This is a genomic window from Microbacterium sp. NPDC003461 (assembly GCF_053588335.1).
Window position 1 is genome coordinate 65,984 of sequence record NZ_JBSFPT010000010.1, and the last position, 14,079, is coordinate 80,062.

Genomic DNA, 14,079 nt, shown 5'->3' on the forward strand with positions numbered 1-14,079 from the left:
GCGCCGCGGGCCGATCCTCCGCGCCGAGCCGATCTTCCGCACGGGGGGAAAGAACGCTGGTTGCTCCGCCCCCTCGCGCCCGCGCAGGATCGATCGGAAGGGAAAGTTGGAGATCGATGAGGATCCTTGTGGTGTGCGGCGCCGGCGCGTCCAGCACGTTCGTCGCCCTTCGCATCCGTCGCGCCGCCCAGGCCGCGGGACTCGAGCTCGCCGCGTTCGCCGGCACGGAGCTCTCGCTGCCGATCGACCTCGACTCCGCCGACGTCGTGCTGCTCGGCCCGCACCTGCATCGCTCGCTCGATGACGTGCGCGCCCTCGCCGCCCCGCGCGGCGTGGCCGTCGGCGTCCTCCCGGACGACGTGTTCACCGACCTCGACGGCGCCCGCGCGCTCGCGCTGGCCCGCGCCGTCGCCGATCAGGGCGCCGACCCGGCGTCCGCCTGACGAAGGGATGCCCATGAGCACCATCTCCCGCACCGTCCGCATCGCCGCCTCTCACGGCCTGCACGCGCGCCCCGCGAAGCTGTTCGCGCAGGCCGCCAAGGACTCCGGCGTCGAGGTCACGATCGCCAAGGGCGACGGCAAGCCCGTCAACGCCGCCAGCATCCTCGGCGTCATCGCTCTGGGCGCCAACACGGGCGACGAGGTCACCCTCGAGGCCACGGGCGAGGGCGCGGAGGCCGCGCTCGACCGCCTCGTCGAGCTGCTCGAGACCGACCAGGACGCCGAGTGACCGCCATGACCGACATCCGCGGCGTCGGCATCGGCCAGGGCGTGGCCCACGGCCCGATCGCGCGCATGGCGCCGCGGCTCGACGCGCCGAGCGACGCGCGCAGCACGCGCACGCCGGACGAGGAGAAGGCCGCGGCCGCGCAGGCCGTGGCCGCCGTGGCGGCCGAGCTGAACGCCCGCGGCGAGCGCGCCGGCGGCGCCGCGCAGGAGGTGCTCGAGGCGCAGGCCATGATGGCCGAGGACCCCACGCTCGAGGAGCAGGTGGGCGCGCTCATCGACGAGGGCCACACGGCCGAGTACGCCGTGCACACGGCGTTCGCGCGCTTCGCCCAGACCCTGCAGGAGATGGGCGGCTACCTCGGCGAGCGCGCCGCCGATCTCGCCGACGTGTCGCAGCGCGTCATCGCGCAGCTGCGTGGCGTGCCCGCGCCGGGCGTGCCCGAGCTCGACCACCCCTTCGTGCTCGTGGCCGACGACCTCGCCCCCGCCGACACGGCGCTGCTCGACCTCGACAAGGTGCTCGCCGTCGTCACGACCGAGGGCGGCCCCACCTCGCACACCGCGATCCTCGCCGGCGACAAGGGCATCACGGCCGTCGTCGGCACGGGCGAGCACCCCGGGCTCGTCGACGGCGCCACGGTGCTCGTCGACGCCGCCGCCGGCCTCGTCGTGCTCGATCCCACCGACGCCCAGCGCGCCGAGGCCGACGAGCGCACGGCCCAGCGCCTCGCCGCCGCGGCCGCGCCCGTCACCCCCGGCGAGCTCGCCGACGGCACGGCGATCCCGCTGCTGGCCAACCTCGGCAACCCCGATGCGGCGGCCGATGCGGTCGAGCTGGGCGCCGAGGGCGTCGGCCTGTTCCGCACGGAGTTCCTCTTCCTCAGCGCCGACGAGGCGCCCACGGTCGAGGCCCAGCGCGCCTCGTACGAGAAGCTGCTCGCGGCGTTCCCGGGCCAGAAGGTCGTCGTGCGCGTGCTCGACGCCGGCGCCGACAAGCCGCTGAAGTTCCTCACCGACGGCGACGAGCAGAACCCGGCGCTCGGCCTGCGGGGCCTGCGCAGCCTGCGCGCGCACGAGCAGATCCTGCGCGACCAGCTCACCGCCCTCGCCCAGGCCGACGCGGCGACCGACGCGGACCTGTGGGTCATGGCGCCCATGGTCTCGAACGTCGAGGAGGCGGCGTACTTCACCGCCCTCGCGCACGAGCACGGCCTCAAGACCGCCGGCGTCATGGTCGAGGTGCCCGCCGCGGCGCTGCTGGCCGACGCGATCCTGCAGCAGACGGACTTCGGATCCATCGGCACGAACGACCTCGTGCAGTACACGATGGCCGCCGACCGCCTGCTCGGCACGGTGTCGTCCTTCCAGGACCCGTGGCACCCCGCCGTGCTGCGGCTCATCGCCGAGGTCGGCGCCGCGGGCGCCCGCCACGGCAAGCCGGTCGGCATCTGCGGCCAGGCCGCCGCGGACCCGCTGCTCGCGGTCGTGCTCGTGGGCCTCGGCGCCACGACGCTGTCGATGTCGCCGCGCTCCCTCGTCGACGTGCGCGCCGAGCTGAAGCGCCACACGCTCGACGACGCCCGCCGCATCGCGGAGGCCGCGCTGTCCACCACCGACGCCGACGCCGCCCGCCAGGCCGCGCGCGCCGCCGTCTCCTGATCGTCTCCTCCCCTACCCGAAACCCACACACCAGAAAGACGAGTCACCAATGACTGACACAGCAGCTCCGGCGAAGTCGCCGGGCGCCGTTCGCGTGGGCGTGCAGAAGTTCGGCACGTTCCTCTCGGGCATGATCATGCCGAACATCGCGGCCTTCATCGCCTGGGGTCTCCTCACCGCCCTCTTCATCGACACCGGCTGGCTGGGCAACACCGGCCCCGTCGAGGCCTGGCGCTGGGCCGACTCCGCCATGCTGGGCGGCGGCACCACGCCCGACGGCACCGAGTGGCTGGGCCTCGTCAGCCCGATCATCACCTACCTCCTGCCGCTGCTCATCGCCTTCACCGGCGGCAACGTCGTCTACGGCCACCGCGGCGGCGTCGTGGGCGCGATCGCGGCCTTCGGCGTCATCGTGGGCGCGGCCGGCACGGTCATGTTCCTCGGCGCCATGATCGCCGGCCCGCTGGCCGCGTGGATCCTGAAGCAGGTCGAGAAGCTCTGGGCCGGCAAGGTCAAGGCCGGCTTCGAGATGCTCGTCGACAACTTCTCGGCCGGCTTCGTCGGGTTCTTCACGGCGCTCGCGGCGTTCTTCTGGCTCGCGCCCGTCATGAAGTGGCTGACCGACCTGCTCGGCGCAGCCGTGGGCTGGCTCGTCGACACCGGACTCATCCCGCTCGCGAGCATCATCGTCGAGCCCGCGAAGGTGCTGTTCCTGAACAACGCCATCAACCACGGTGTGTTCACCCCGATCGGCACCCAGCAGGTCGAGGCCACCGGCCGCAGCCTGCTGTTCCTCGTCGAGGCGAACCCCGGCCCCGGCGCCGGTCTGCTGCTCGCGATCGCCGTGTTCGGCGTCGGCGCGGCGCGCGCGACCGCTCCCGGTGCGTGGATCATCCAGTTCCTCGGCGGCATCCACGAGGTCTACTTCCCCTACGTGCTCGCCAAGCCGATCCTGCTCCTCGGCCTCGTCGCCGGTGGTGCCACGGGCGTGCTGACGAACGTGATCTTCCAGTCGGGCCTCGTCGCCCCCGCCTCGCCGGGATCGATCTTCGCCGTGCTCATCCAGACGGCCCCCGGCAGCCACATCGGCGTCATCCTCTCGGTCGTCCTGTCGGCCGGCGTCACGTTCCTCGTGAGCATGATGTTCCTGCTCGGCAGCCGCAAGCGCGACCTCGCCGCCGAGGCCGCCGGCTCGGACGGCTTCGCGTCGGCCATCGCGCAGACCGAGGCCAACAAGGGCCGCAAGTCGAGCGTGCTCGGTGGCCTCGCCGCCGGCGGCGCCACCACCGCCACGAAGACGATCGAGAAGGTCGTGTTCGCGTGCGACGCGGGCATGGGATCGTCGGCCATGGGCGCCAGCGTGCTGCGCAACAAGTTCAAGGCCGCCGGCATCCAGGGCGTCACCGTCACCAACAAGGCGATCGCGTCGCTCGACGGCACGGCCGACCTCGTCGTCACCCAGCAGCAGCTGACCGATCGCGCCAAGCAGCGCGAGCAGTCGGCCCTGCACGTCTCGGTCGACAACTTCATGAACTCGCCGCGCTACGACGAGATCACGCGGATGCTGGTCGAGCAGCAGCAGGGCGGCGCCCCCCTCGCGGCCGTCGAGGCGGAGACGCCTGCGGCGACGGCCGCCGACGTGCTCTCGGTCGAGCGCGTGCGCATCCACTCCGGCTCGGCCACCCGCGAGGAGGCCCTGCGCGAGGCCGCCGACATGCTGGAGGCCGCCGGCGCCGTCACGCCCGCGTACTACGACGCCATGCTCGCCCGCGAGCGCACGGTGTCGACGTTCATGGGCAACGAGCTGGCGATCCCGCACGGCACCAACGACGCCAAGTCGGCCGTGCTCGGCTCGGCGCTGACCGTCGTGCGCTACGACGGCGGCGTCGACTGGGACGGCGACACGGCGACCTTCGTCGTGGGCATCGCCGGCAAGGGCGACGAGCACCTCGCGCTGCTGTCGAACGTCGCGACGCTGTTCTCGGACGAGGAGCAGATCGCGAAGCTCAAGGCCGCATCGACCCCGCAGGAGCTGTACGCGCTGCTCCAGACGGTGAACGAGGGCTGATCGCATGAAGGCTGTGCACTTCGGCGCGGGCAACATCGGCCGCGGCTTCGTGGGGCTGCTGCTCCACCAGGGCGGGTACGAGCTCGTGTTCTCGGACGTGGCGGCGCCGCTCGTCGACGCCATCAACGCCGCGGACGCGTACACCGTGCACGAGGTGGGCGAGGGCGGCCGCGACCACGTGGTCACCGGGTTCCGCGCAATCGACAGCGCGCAGGATCCGGACGCCGTGGCGGCGGAGGTGGCGGCGGCGGACGTCGCCACCACCGCCGTGGGGCCCACCGTGCTGCGCTTCATCGCGCCGCACCTCGTGGCGGGGCTGCGGCGGCGCGATGCCGCCGCGGCGCCGCTGCAGGTGATGGCGTGCGAGAACGCGATCGGCGCCACCGACACCCTGCGCGCCGAGATGGCGGCGGTCGCCGGCGACGAGTGGGACGAGCTGGCCCCGCGCGCGGTGTTCGCGAACACCGCCGTGGACCGGATCGTCCCCGGTCAGCCGGAGGGCGCCGGGATCGACGTGACGGTCGAGCCGTTCTACGAGTGGGCGATCGAGCGCGCGCCGTTCGGCGACACCCCGCCGCACATCCCCGGCGCGCACTTCGTCGACGATCTCGGCCCGTACATCGAGCGCAAGCTGTTCACGGTGAACACCGGCCACGCGACCGCGGCGTACCTCGGCGCGCGGGCCGGCCTCGAGCGGATCGCCGACGCGCTGGCGGACGAGGCGGTGGCGGCCGGCGTGGCCGCCGCGCTCGAGGAGACCTCGGCGCTGCTGGAGGCCAAGCACGGCTTCTCTGCGGCGGAGCTGGCCGAGTACCGGTCGACCATCCTCGGCCGGTTCCGCAACCCCGCGCTGCCCGACACGGTGCAGCGCGTCGGCCGCCAGCCGCTGCGCAAGCTGTCGCGGCACGAGCGGTTCATCGGCCCCGCCGCCGAGGCCGCCGAGCGCGGGCTGGGGGTCGACGCGCTGCTCGCGGCCGTCGGCGCGGCGCTCGCGTTCGACGACGCCGCCGACGAGCAGTCCGTCGAGCTGCGCCGCCTGCTGGGCGAGCTCGAGCCGGCGGCGTTCGTGGCGCAGGTGTCGGGCCTCGAGCCCGCGCACCCGCTGCACGACCGCCTCGTGGAGGTCGTCGCCGCCGCGCGCTGATCCTCTTCCGACGACGAAGGCGGCCACCCGGGATCCCGGGTGGCCGCCTTCTCGTGGTGTCAGTATCCGTACTGCGACAGGGCGGCCGCGACGATCGCGAACCAGGCGATGACCGCGATGATCCCGAGCGCGAGGAAGACGATGCTGAGGATCAGGCCGATCTTCGCCGGAGTGTTCTTGAAGCCGGCCTGCTTGGACTGGTTCAGCGCGATCGCCGAGACGATGAGTCCGGCGAGCGCGAAGACGAACGCGAGGACGAGGCCGACGATGCCGAGCGTCTTGCCCGGGTAGTCGTCCGGCGCGTACTGCTGTCCGTAGGCCGGCTGTCCGTACTGGCCGGGGTAGCCGCCCTGCTGCGGCGCGTACGCCGGCGGCGCGGGGTAGCCGGGCTGCTGAGATCCCCCGGGGTAGCCGGAGTTGTCGGGCGACGGCGGCGGGGGCGGGTAGTCGTTGCTCATGAGTTCTCCCGGATGTCGGAGGTGCTGCGGGCGCGCGGTGCGTGCGCGGGACCCTCTCACGGTAGCGCGCGAGGTGGCCGCGCGTCGGCCCGGACGGCGGGCAGATCTCCCCGCGTCAGACGCGGAAGCCGGCGCGGATGAGGTCGGCGAGCTCCTCGCGCTCGGGCAAGGGCAGGAAGGCGGCCTCGGCGGCGGTCAGCTGGAACCGCTCGAGCTCGGCCGGGCCGTAGCCGAACGCCTCGCTCAGCAGCGTCAGCTCGCGCGTGAGCGACGTGCCGCTCATGAGCCGGTTGTCGGTGTTGACGGTCACGGCGAAGCCGAGGCGGCGCAGCAGGTCGAAGGGGTGATCGCCCAGCTCGCGGCCCCAGTCCGCGAACCCGGCCGTCTGCACGTTCGACGACGGCGACAGTTCGAGCGGGATCCGCCGATCCCGCACCCACGCGGCCACCTCGCCGAGCCGCACCTCGGCGGCATCGGTGCGGCCGGGCCGCGCGGCGCCGGCGCGCTCCCCCGGCACGACGAGGTCGTCGGCGACGCGGACGCCGTGGCCGAGCCGCAGGGCCCGCCCGTCGCGCAGCGCCAAGCGGATCGAGTCGACGCCCGCAGCCTCGCCCGCGTGCACGGTCGCGGGCATGAGCGCGTCGGCGAGCAGCCCGAACGCCTCGGCGTGTGCCGAGGGCGGGAAGCCGTCCTCGGGCCCCGCCAGGTCGAAGCCGACCACGCCCGCGTCGCGCGAGGCGATCGCGAGCCGCGCGATCTCGGCCGAGCGCTCGCCGTGCCGCATCGCCGTGAGCAGCTGCCGCGCCCGGACGGGCCGGCCCGCCTCGGCCGCCGCGCGCTCGCCCTGCGCGAAGCCGTCGGCCACGGCCGCCACGGCCTGTGCGGGCGTGAGCCCGCCGGACGTGTGCAGCTCGGGCGCCCAGCGCACCTCGCCGTACACGACGCCGTCGGCGGCCAGATCCTCCACGAACTCCCGCGCGATCCGCTCCAGGCCCTCCCGCGTCTGCATCACCGCGAGCGTGAGGTCGAACGTGCGCAGGTACTCCGGCAGCGATCCGGCTGTGCACGCCCCGACGAACCACTCCCCGAGCGCCCGCGGATCCGCCGCCGGCAGCTCCAGACCGATCCCCTCGCCGAGCTCCAGGAGCGTCGCCGGGCGCAGGCCGCCGTCGAGGTGGTCGTGCAGCGATACCTTGGGCAGGTCGCGGATCGCGCCCGTCACGCCGCGATCCGCTCGGCGATGAGGGGGCGCGGCGCGGGCGCCTCGCCCGCGATGTCCCACGCGTCGCCCAGCGCCTCGAGCGCGCGGTCGAAGCGCGCGGCGTCGTCGGCGCTCAGGGTGAACAGCGGCTGGCCCGCCGTCACCCGCTCGCCCGGCTTGGCGTGCAGGTCGATGCCGGCGGCATGCACGACCGGGTCCTCGGCGCGCGCCCGGCCGGCGCCCAGGCGCCACGCCGCCACGCCGAAGCCGAAGGCGTCCATCCGGGCGACCACGCCGTCCCGCGGCGCCGTGACGGTGTGCGTCTCGCGCGGGGCCGGCAGCGTGGCGTCGGCGTCGCCGCCCTGCGCCGCGATCATCGCGCGCCAGGAGTCCATCGCGCGGCCGTCGCGCAGCGCCGCCTCCGGATCGGCATCCGGCAGGCCCGCGAGCGCGAGCATCTCGCGCGCGAGCGCCACGGTGAGCTCGACGACATCCGCGGGGCCGCCGCCGGCGAGCACCTCGACCGATTCGCGCACCTCGTTGGCGTTGCCGATCGCCCGGCCGAGCGGCGTGCTCATGTCGGTGAGCAGCGCCGTGGTGCGCACGCCCGAGTCCTCGCCCAGCGCGACCATCGTGTGCGCCAGTTCCCGCGACCTCTCGGGATCCTTCATGAAGGCCCCGGATCCGAACTTCACGTCGAGCACGAGCGCCTCGGTGCCCTCGGCGATCTTCTTCGACATGATGCTCGAGGCGATCAGCGGGATCGCCTCGACCGTGCCGGTCACGTCGCGCAGCGCGTAGAGCCGCTTGTCGGCCGGCGCCAGCCCCGCACCGGCCGCGCAGATGACTGCGCCGACGTCGCGCAGCTGCGCCATGAGCTCGTCGGTCGACAGCGACGCGCGCCAGCCGGGGATCGACTCGAGCTTGTCGAGCGTGCCGCCCGTGTGCCCGAGGCCCCGGCCCGACAGCTGCGGCACCGCCACGCCGAACGAGGCCACGAGCGGCGCGAGCGGCAGCGTGATCTTGTCGCCCACACCGCCCGTCGAGTGCTTGTCGACGGTGCGCTTGCCGAGGCCGGCGAACGACATCCGCTCCCCCGAGGCGATCATCGCCTCGGTCAGGACGCGGATCTCCTCGCGCGTCATGCCGTTCAGCAGCACCGCCATCGCGAAGGCCGACATCTGGGCGTCGGCCACGTAGCCGCGCGTGAACGCGTCGATCATCCATCGCAGCGCGGGCTCGGGTACCGCGCCGCCGTCGCGCTTGGCGCGGATGACGTCGACGGCGTCGAACGGCTCGGTCACCGCACGATCTCCAGGTCGCGCGGCCCGAACGCGTCGGGCAGCACCTCGTCGATCGTGCGGATGCCCGACACCGTCTCGAGCAGCATGCCGGGCACCGAGAACTCGTACAGCAGCTGGCGGCAGCGGCCGCACGGCATGATGACGTCGCCGTCGCGGTTCACGCACACGAACGCCACGAGCTGCCCACCGCCCGTGGCGGCGAGGTTCGAGACGAGCCCGCACTCGGCGCACAGTCCGAGCCCGTACGAGGCGTTCTCGACGTTGCAGCCGGTCACGATGCGTCCGTCGGTCGCGATCGCCGCGGCGCCCACGGGGTAGCGCGAGTACGGAACGTATGCCCGCTCGAGCATGGCGGTGGCCGCGTCGCGCAGCCGATCCCAGTCGATGTCCATCGCTCGATTATCGCCCTTCCGTCCGCCGCGGCGCGGAGCCCCGCGCCGCCGCTACAGCACCGCGTCGCGGCCGCGTGCTTGCAGCGCGCCGACCACGCTCTTCACGCGCTGCGCGTGGGCGCTGTTCGTCACGAGCAGCGCGTCGGCCGTGTCGACGACGATGACGTCGTCGAGCCCCACCACCGCGATCACGCGGTCGGTCTGCGATACGACCAGCCCGTGCGATTCGTCCGCCAGCACGCCCTTGTTCTCGCCCAGGATCGACACATCCTGGCGCCGGCCGTTGGAGACGAGGTTCCACAGGCTCGCGAAGTCGCCCACGTCGTCCCAGTCGAACTGGCCGGGCACCACCGCGAGGCGCCCCTTCTCGGCGGCCGGCTCGGCCACGGCGTAGTCGATCGCGATCTTCTTGAGCGCGGGCCACACCCGGCCGAGCACCTCGTCGCGCGCATCGGTGTCCCACGCGGCGGCGATCTCGAGCAGCCCCGCGTGCAGCTCCGGCTCGTTGGCCTCCAGCTCGCCCAGCAGCACGTCGGCGCGCGAGATGAACATGCCCGCGTTCCACAGGAACGAGCGGTCGGCGAAGTACCGCCGCGCCGTGTCGAGGTCGGGCTTCTCGACGAAGCGCTCCACGGTCGACGCCATGGGAGCGTCCGTCACGTCGAGCTCGTCGCCCGTCTTGATGTAGCCGAAGCCGACCGAGGGCTCCGACGGCGTGATCCCGATCGTGCAGATGTACCCCTCGCGCGCGACGGCCACGGCCTGCCGCACGGCGAACTCGAACGCGCGCTGGCGCTGGATCACGTGATCCGCCGCGAACGATCCGATGATGACGTCGGGATCGCGGCGGTGCAGCACGGCGGCGGCCAGGCCGATCGCGGCGGCCGAGTCGCGAGGGTCGAGCTCGTGGAAGACGTTGGCGGACGGGATGTCGGGCAGCGTCTTGCCCACCGCGGGGCCGTGGGCCACGCCCGTGACCACCGAGATCCGGTCGGGGCCCGTGAGCGGCAGCAGGCGGTCCCACGTCTCGCGCAGCAGCGACACCCCGGAGCCGGTCAGATCGTGCAGGAACTTCGGCGCCTCCGCGCGCGAGAGCGGCCACAGGCGCGAGCCGATGCCGCCGGCGGGGATGACGGCGAAGAAGTCCGGGATCGTGTCGCTCATGCCCACAGGCTAACGGCCGCGGCCGCCGCGCACCCGGGCACGACCTCGCGCCGGCCCCGCGAGGTCACGGATTCATCTCGACGTCGAGATAGTTAGGGTGCCCTTCGTCGCCGCGCTCGCGGGGCGGGAATAGGATGAAGGCGTTCGGCAGGGACGCTTCGGTTCCGCCGTCCGCGAAACCTCGCATCGACAAGGAGGCCGTCGTGTCCACCACCGCACGCCCGACGCCGTCGGTGTCGGAGACCACCTCGAAGACGCCGCGGGGCACCCTCTACCGCGGGCGCGAAGGAATGTGGTCGTGGGTGCTGCATCGCATCACCGGCGTCGCCATCTTCTTCTTCCTCCTGGTGCACGTGCTCGACACCGCCCTCATCCGCGTCTCGCCGGAGGCGTACAACGCCGTCATCGGGACGTACCAGACCGAGATCATGGGCCTCGGCGAGGTCGCGCTCGTCGGCGCGATCGTGTTCCACGCCTTCAACGGGCTGCGGATCATCCTCGTCGACTTCTGGGCCAAGGGCGCCAGGTACCAGCGCTGGCTGTTCTGGGGCGTCATCGGCGTCTGGGTCGTCGTGATGGCCGGCTTCACGCCGCGCCACCTCATCAACGTCTTCTCGGGAGGTGGGCACTGATGACCGCCGACGCCATCGCCGCCCCGCGCTCGGCGCGAGGCCGCGGCTCCAACTGGGAGAAGTGGGGCTGGCTCTACATGCGCGTCTCGGGCGTGCTGCTGATCGTCCTCATCTTCGGCCACCTCATCTCGAACCTGATCCTGCCCGAGGGCGGCGTGAACGCGATCAACTTCGCGTTCGTCGCCGGCAAGCTCGCCTCGCCGTTCTGGCAGTGGTGGGACGTGCTGATGCTGTGGCTGGCCTTCATCCACGGCGCCAACGGCATGCGCACGATCGTGAACGACTACATCCGGGGCGCCCGCCTGCGCACCGCGCTGGTGTGGGCCATCTGGATCGCGGCCGCGCTCATGATCGTGCTCGGCACCCTCGTGGTGTTCACCTTCGACCCGTGCCTCGGCGTGACCCCGGACAGCGTCCTGTGGGACTCCTGCCCCGCCGCCTGAACCGACTGAAGAGAGCGGATTCGTGACTCAGAAGTACCCCGACGCCGAGCTGAAGAACGGCGTCTACCACCACCAGTACGACGTCGTGATCGTCGGCGCCGGCGGCGCCGGCATGCGGGCCGCCATCGAGGCCGGCCCCGGCGCCAAGACCGCGGTGGTGACCAAGCTCTACCCCACCCGCTCGCACACGGGCGCGGCGCAGGGCGGCATGGCCGCGGCGCTCGCGAACGTCGAGGAGGACTCGTGGGAGTGGCACACCTTCGACACGATCAAGGGCGGCGACTACCTCGTCGACCAGGACGCGGCCGAGATCCTCGCCAAGGAGGCGATCGACGCCGTCATCGACCTCGAGAACATGGGCCTGCCGTTCAACCGCACGCCCGACGGCAAGATCGACCAGCGTCGCTTCGGCGGCCACACCGCCGAGCACGGCAAGGCCCCGGTGCGCCGGGCCTGCTACGCGGCCGACCGCACGGGTCACATGATCCTGCAGACGCTCTTCCAGAACTGCGTCAAGCTCGGCATCGAGTTCTACAACGAGTTCTACGCGCTCGACCTCATCACCGTGAAGGACGACGAGGGCCGCACCCGCATCGCCGGCATCGTCGCGTACGAGCTCGCCACGGGCGACCTGCACGTCTTCCACGCCAAGTCGGTCGTCTTCGCCACGGGCGGCTTCGGCAAGATGTTCAAGACCACCTCGAACGCCCACACCCTCACGGGCGACGGCGTCGGCATCATCTGGCGCAAGGGCCTGCCGCTCGAGGACATCGAGTTCTTCCAGTTCCACCCCACCGGCCTCGCCGGCCTTGGGATCCTCCTCACCGAGGGAGCGCGAGGCGAGGGCGCGATCCTGCGCAACGCCTCGGGTGAGCGCTTCATGGAGCGCTACGCCCCCACGATCAAGGACCTCGCGCCCCGCGACATCGTGGCGCGCTGCATGGTCAAGGAGGTCCTCGAGGGCCGCGGCGCCGGGCCGAACAAGGACTACGTCTACCTCGACTGCACCCACCTGGGCGCCGAGGTGCTCGAGACCAAGCTGCCCGACATCACGGAGTTCGCGCGCACGTACCTGGGCGTCGACCCCGTCGTCGAGCCGGTGCCGGTCATGCCGACCGCGCACTACGCGATGGGCGGCATCCCCACGAACAACGACGCCGAGGTGCTCGCCGACAACGACACCGTCGTGCCCGGCCTGTACGCGGCCGGCGAGTGCGCGTGCGTCTCGGTGCACGGCGCCAACCGCCTGGGCACCAACTCGCTGCTCGACATCAACGTGTTCGGCAAGCGCGCCGGCATCAACGCCGTGAAGTACGCGCAGAGCGCCGACTTCGTGCCCCTCCCGGACGACCCCGCCAAGGAGGTCCGCGAGATGCTCGAGACCATCCGCACCCGCAAGGGCACCGAGCGGATCGCCGACATCCGCACCACGCTCCAGGAGGAGATGGACAAGAACGCCCAGGTGTTCCGCACCGAGGAGACGCTCACGAACGTCCTCGGCACGATCCACGACCTGCGCGAGCGCTACCAGAACGTGTACGTCGACGACAAGGGCAAGCGGTACAACACCGACCTGCTCGAGGCCGTGGAGCTGGGCTTCCTGCTCGACCTGGCCGAGATCGTCGCCTACGCCGCGCGCAACCGCAAGGAGAGCCGCGGCGGCCACATGCGCGAGGACTACCCCGACCGCGACGACGCCAACTACATGCAGCACACGATGGCGTACCTCACGGGCGATCCGCACTCGCCGGATCCCGAGGACCACATCAAGCTCGACTGGAAGCCCGTGGTGTTCACGAAGGATGACGCCGGCGAGCTCCGCTACGCACCCATGGAGAGGAAGTACTGATGTCGTCCGCCGCAACCGAGGCTCCCGCCGAGGAGCAGGCCGTCCAGTCCTACCTGGTCACGTTCATGATCCGCCGCTTCGACCCCGAGGTCGACAGCGAGCCGAAGTGGGTCGACTACGACGTCGAGATGTACTCGACCGACCGCGTGCTCGACGCCCTGCACCGGATCAAGTGGGACATCGACGGATCCCTCGCGTTCCGTCGCTCGTGCGCCCACGGCATCTGCGGCTCCGACGCCATGCGCATCAACGGCCGCAACCGCCTGGCCTGCAAGACGCTCATCAAGGACCTCGACATCTCGAAGCCCGTGTACGTCGAGGCGATCAAGGGTCTTCCCCTCGAGAAGGACCTGATCGTCGACATGGACCCCTTCTTCGAGGCGTACCGCGAGGTGCAGCCGTTCCTGCAGTCGAAGTCGGCGCCCGAGAAGGGCAAGGAGCGCCTGCAGACGATCGCCGACCGCGAGCGCTTCGACGACACGACCAAGTGCATCCTGTGCGCCGCGTGCACCACGTCGTGCCCCGTGTTCTGGACCGACGGGCAGTACTTCGGTCCCGCCGCGATCGTGAACGCGCACCGCTTCATCTTCGACTCGCGCGACGACGAGGCCCAGGTGCGCCTGGACATCCTCAACGACAAGGAGGGCGTGTGGCGCTGCCGCACGACCTTCAACTGCACCGAGGCGTGCCCCCGCGGCATCGAGGTCACCAAGGCCATCGCCGAGGTGAAGCAGGCGGTCCTGCGCGGCCGGGTGTGAGACCCGCCCGATGAGAAGGGGCTCGGCTTCGGCCGGGCCCCTTCTTTTTAGAAGCGTCTGCGCCGCTCGGGCACCCGCTTTGCGGGCATTCTTTTTAGAAGCGTCTGCGCGCGCTCGGGCACCGCTGCGCGGTGCCGCTCGCGTGCTCGCGCTCTCGCGTCCCGCGAGAGCGAGGCGGCGCTCACGATCCGCACGAGCTCGCTCATCCGGTGGGAGATGTAGACGATCGCCACGCCCTGGGCACGCAGGTCTCGGATGACGCGGAACAGCGCGTCG

General features: G+C 72.1%; 14 protein-coding genes and 1 pseudogene. 9 read left to right on the forward strand and 6 right to left on the reverse strand.

Annotated features, from left to right (window positions below; genetic code table 11):
- The first annotated feature begins 116 nt into the window (after window positions 1–116).
- From ACWDR7_RS06175 to ACWDR7_RS06195, 5 genes are read left to right on the forward strand one after another with little or no spacing between them, the layout of a single operon-like run.
- Window positions 117–443 (forward strand): PTS sugar transporter, encoded by a 327-nt coding sequence (locus ACWDR7_RS06175; RefSeq protein WP_449854050.1) that lies wholly within the window; start codon window positions 117–119, stop codon window positions 441–443.
- A gap of 13 nt (window positions 444–456) precedes the next feature.
- Window positions 457–732: an HPr family phosphocarrier protein gene (locus tag ACWDR7_RS06180; protein WP_449854051.1), complete on the forward strand. Its 276-nt coding sequence runs from the start codon at window positions 457–459 to the stop codon at window positions 730–732.
- 5 nt (window positions 733–737) lie between these two features.
- The gene (ptsP, locus tag ACWDR7_RS06185) at window positions 738–2,390 is read left to right on the forward strand and encodes a phosphoenolpyruvate--protein phosphotransferase (RefSeq protein WP_449854052.1); all 1,653 of its coding nucleotides are present in this window, start codon (window positions 738–740) and stop codon (window positions 2,388–2,390) included.
- A 49-nt stretch (window positions 2,391–2,439) separates the two neighbouring features.
- The gene (locus ACWDR7_RS06190; protein ID WP_449854053.1) at window positions 2,440–4,458 is read left to right on the forward strand and encodes a PTS mannitol transporter subunit IICBA; all 2,019 of its coding nucleotides are present in this window, start codon (window positions 2,440–2,442) and stop codon (window positions 4,456–4,458) included.
- Window positions 4,459–4,462: 4 nt separating this feature from the next.
- Window positions 4,463–5,602 (forward strand): mannitol-1-phosphate 5-dehydrogenase, encoded by a 1,140-nt coding sequence (locus tag ACWDR7_RS06195; protein WP_449854054.1) that lies wholly within the window; start codon window positions 4,463–4,465, stop codon window positions 5,600–5,602.
- 59 nt (window positions 5,603–5,661) lie between these two features.
- Here ACWDR7_RS06195 and ACWDR7_RS06200 read toward each other — a convergent pair whose 3' ends face one another.
- The 5 genes from ACWDR7_RS06200 to ACWDR7_RS06220 form a co-directional block, all read right to left on the reverse strand.
- Window positions 5,662–6,060: a DUF4190 domain-containing protein gene (locus tag ACWDR7_RS06200; RefSeq protein WP_449854055.1), complete on the reverse strand. Its 399-nt coding sequence runs from the start codon at window positions 6,058–6,060 to the stop codon at window positions 5,662–5,664.
- Between the two features lie 115 nt (window positions 6,061–6,175).
- Entirely contained in the window at window positions 6,176–7,282 is a 1,107-nt protein-coding gene (locus ACWDR7_RS06205; RefSeq protein ID WP_449854056.1) for an adenosine deaminase, read from the reverse strand.
- A complete protein-coding gene (locus ACWDR7_RS06210) occupies window positions 7,279–8,565 on the reverse strand; it encodes a thymidine phosphorylase (protein WP_449854057.1) in 1,287 nt (428 codons plus the stop codon). The genes ACWDR7_RS06205 and ACWDR7_RS06210 overlap by 4 nt, the downstream gene beginning before the upstream one ends.
- Complete coding sequence (locus tag ACWDR7_RS06215) at window positions 8,562–8,957, reverse strand: cytidine deaminase (protein ID WP_449854058.1); 396 nt, start codon at window positions 8,955–8,957, stop codon at window positions 8,562–8,564. The genes ACWDR7_RS06210 and ACWDR7_RS06215 overlap by 4 nt, the downstream gene beginning before the upstream one ends.
- A gap of 51 nt (window positions 8,958–9,008) precedes the next feature.
- Window positions 9,009–10,121 carry a mannose-1-phosphate guanylyltransferase gene (locus ACWDR7_RS06220; protein ID WP_449854059.1) on the reverse strand — a complete coding sequence of 371 codons (1,113 nt, stop codon included), beginning with the start codon at window positions 10,119–10,121 and terminating at the stop codon, window positions 9,009–9,011.
- Window positions 10,122–10,324: 203 nt separating this feature from the next.
- Between ACWDR7_RS06220 and sdhC the strand changes: the two genes are divergently transcribed.
- From sdhC to ACWDR7_RS06240, 4 genes are read left to right on the forward strand one after another with little or no spacing between them, the layout of a single operon-like run.
- Window positions 10,325–10,753 (forward strand): succinate dehydrogenase, cytochrome b556 subunit, encoded by a 429-nt coding sequence (gene sdhC / locus ACWDR7_RS06225; RefSeq protein ID WP_449854060.1) that lies wholly within the window; start codon window positions 10,325–10,327, stop codon window positions 10,751–10,753.
- Entirely contained in the window at window positions 10,753–11,196 is a 444-nt protein-coding gene (locus tag ACWDR7_RS06230; RefSeq protein ID WP_449854061.1) for a succinate dehydrogenase hydrophobic membrane anchor subunit, read from the forward strand. Before sdhC ends, ACWDR7_RS06230 begins: the two co-directional genes overlap by 1 nt.
- Before the next feature lie 22 nt (window positions 11,197–11,218).
- Entirely contained in the window at window positions 11,219–13,045 is a 1,827-nt protein-coding gene (gene sdhA / locus ACWDR7_RS06235; protein WP_449854062.1) for a succinate dehydrogenase flavoprotein subunit, read from the forward strand.
- Window positions 13,045–13,803 (forward strand): succinate dehydrogenase iron-sulfur subunit, encoded by a 759-nt coding sequence (locus tag ACWDR7_RS06240; protein ID WP_449854063.1) that lies wholly within the window; start codon window positions 13,045–13,047, stop codon window positions 13,801–13,803. Before sdhA ends, ACWDR7_RS06240 begins: the two co-directional genes overlap by 1 nt.
- 47 nt (window positions 13,804–13,850) lie before the next feature.
- Here ACWDR7_RS06240 and ACWDR7_RS06245 read toward each other — a convergent pair.
- Window positions 13,851–14,079 (reverse strand): annotated as a pseudogene (locus ACWDR7_RS06245) (hypothetical protein); the annotation flags it as partial.

Coding starts and splice junctions, on each gene's coding strand:
- ptsP (WP_449854052.1), top strand. CDS start 738: ATGACCGACATCCGCGGCGTCGGCATCGGCCAGGGCGTGGCCCACGGC.
- ACWDR7_RS06180 (WP_449854051.1), top strand. CDS start 457: ATGAGCACCATCTCCCGCACCGTCCGCATCGCCGCCTCTCACGGCCTG.
- ACWDR7_RS06230 (WP_449854061.1), top strand. CDS start 10,753: ATGACCGCCGACGCCATCGCCGCCCCGCGCTCGGCGCGAGGCCGCGGC.
- ACWDR7_RS06190 (WP_449854053.1), top strand. CDS start 2,440: ATGACTGACACAGCAGCTCCGGCGAAGTCGCCGGGCGCCGTTCGCGTG.
- ACWDR7_RS06240 (WP_449854063.1), top strand. CDS start 13,045: ATGTCGTCCGCCGCAACCGAGGCTCCCGCCGAGGAGCAGGCCGTCCAG.
- ACWDR7_RS06215 (WP_449854058.1), bottom strand. CDS start 8,957: ATGGACATCGACTGGGATCGGCTGCGCGACGCGGCCACCGCCATGCTC.
- ACWDR7_RS06195 (WP_449854054.1), top strand. CDS start 4,463: ATGAAGGCTGTGCACTTCGGCGCGGGCAACATCGGCCGCGGCTTCGTG.
- ACWDR7_RS06220 (WP_449854059.1), bottom strand. CDS start 10,121: ATGAGCGACACGATCCCGGACTTCTTCGCCGTCATCCCCGCCGGCGGC.
- ACWDR7_RS06175 (WP_449854050.1), top strand. CDS start 117: ATGAGGATCCTTGTGGTGTGCGGCGCCGGCGCGTCCAGCACGTTCGTC.
- ACWDR7_RS06200 (WP_449854055.1), bottom strand. CDS start 6,060: ATGAGCAACGACTACCCGCCCCCGCCGCCGTCGCCCGACAACTCCGGC.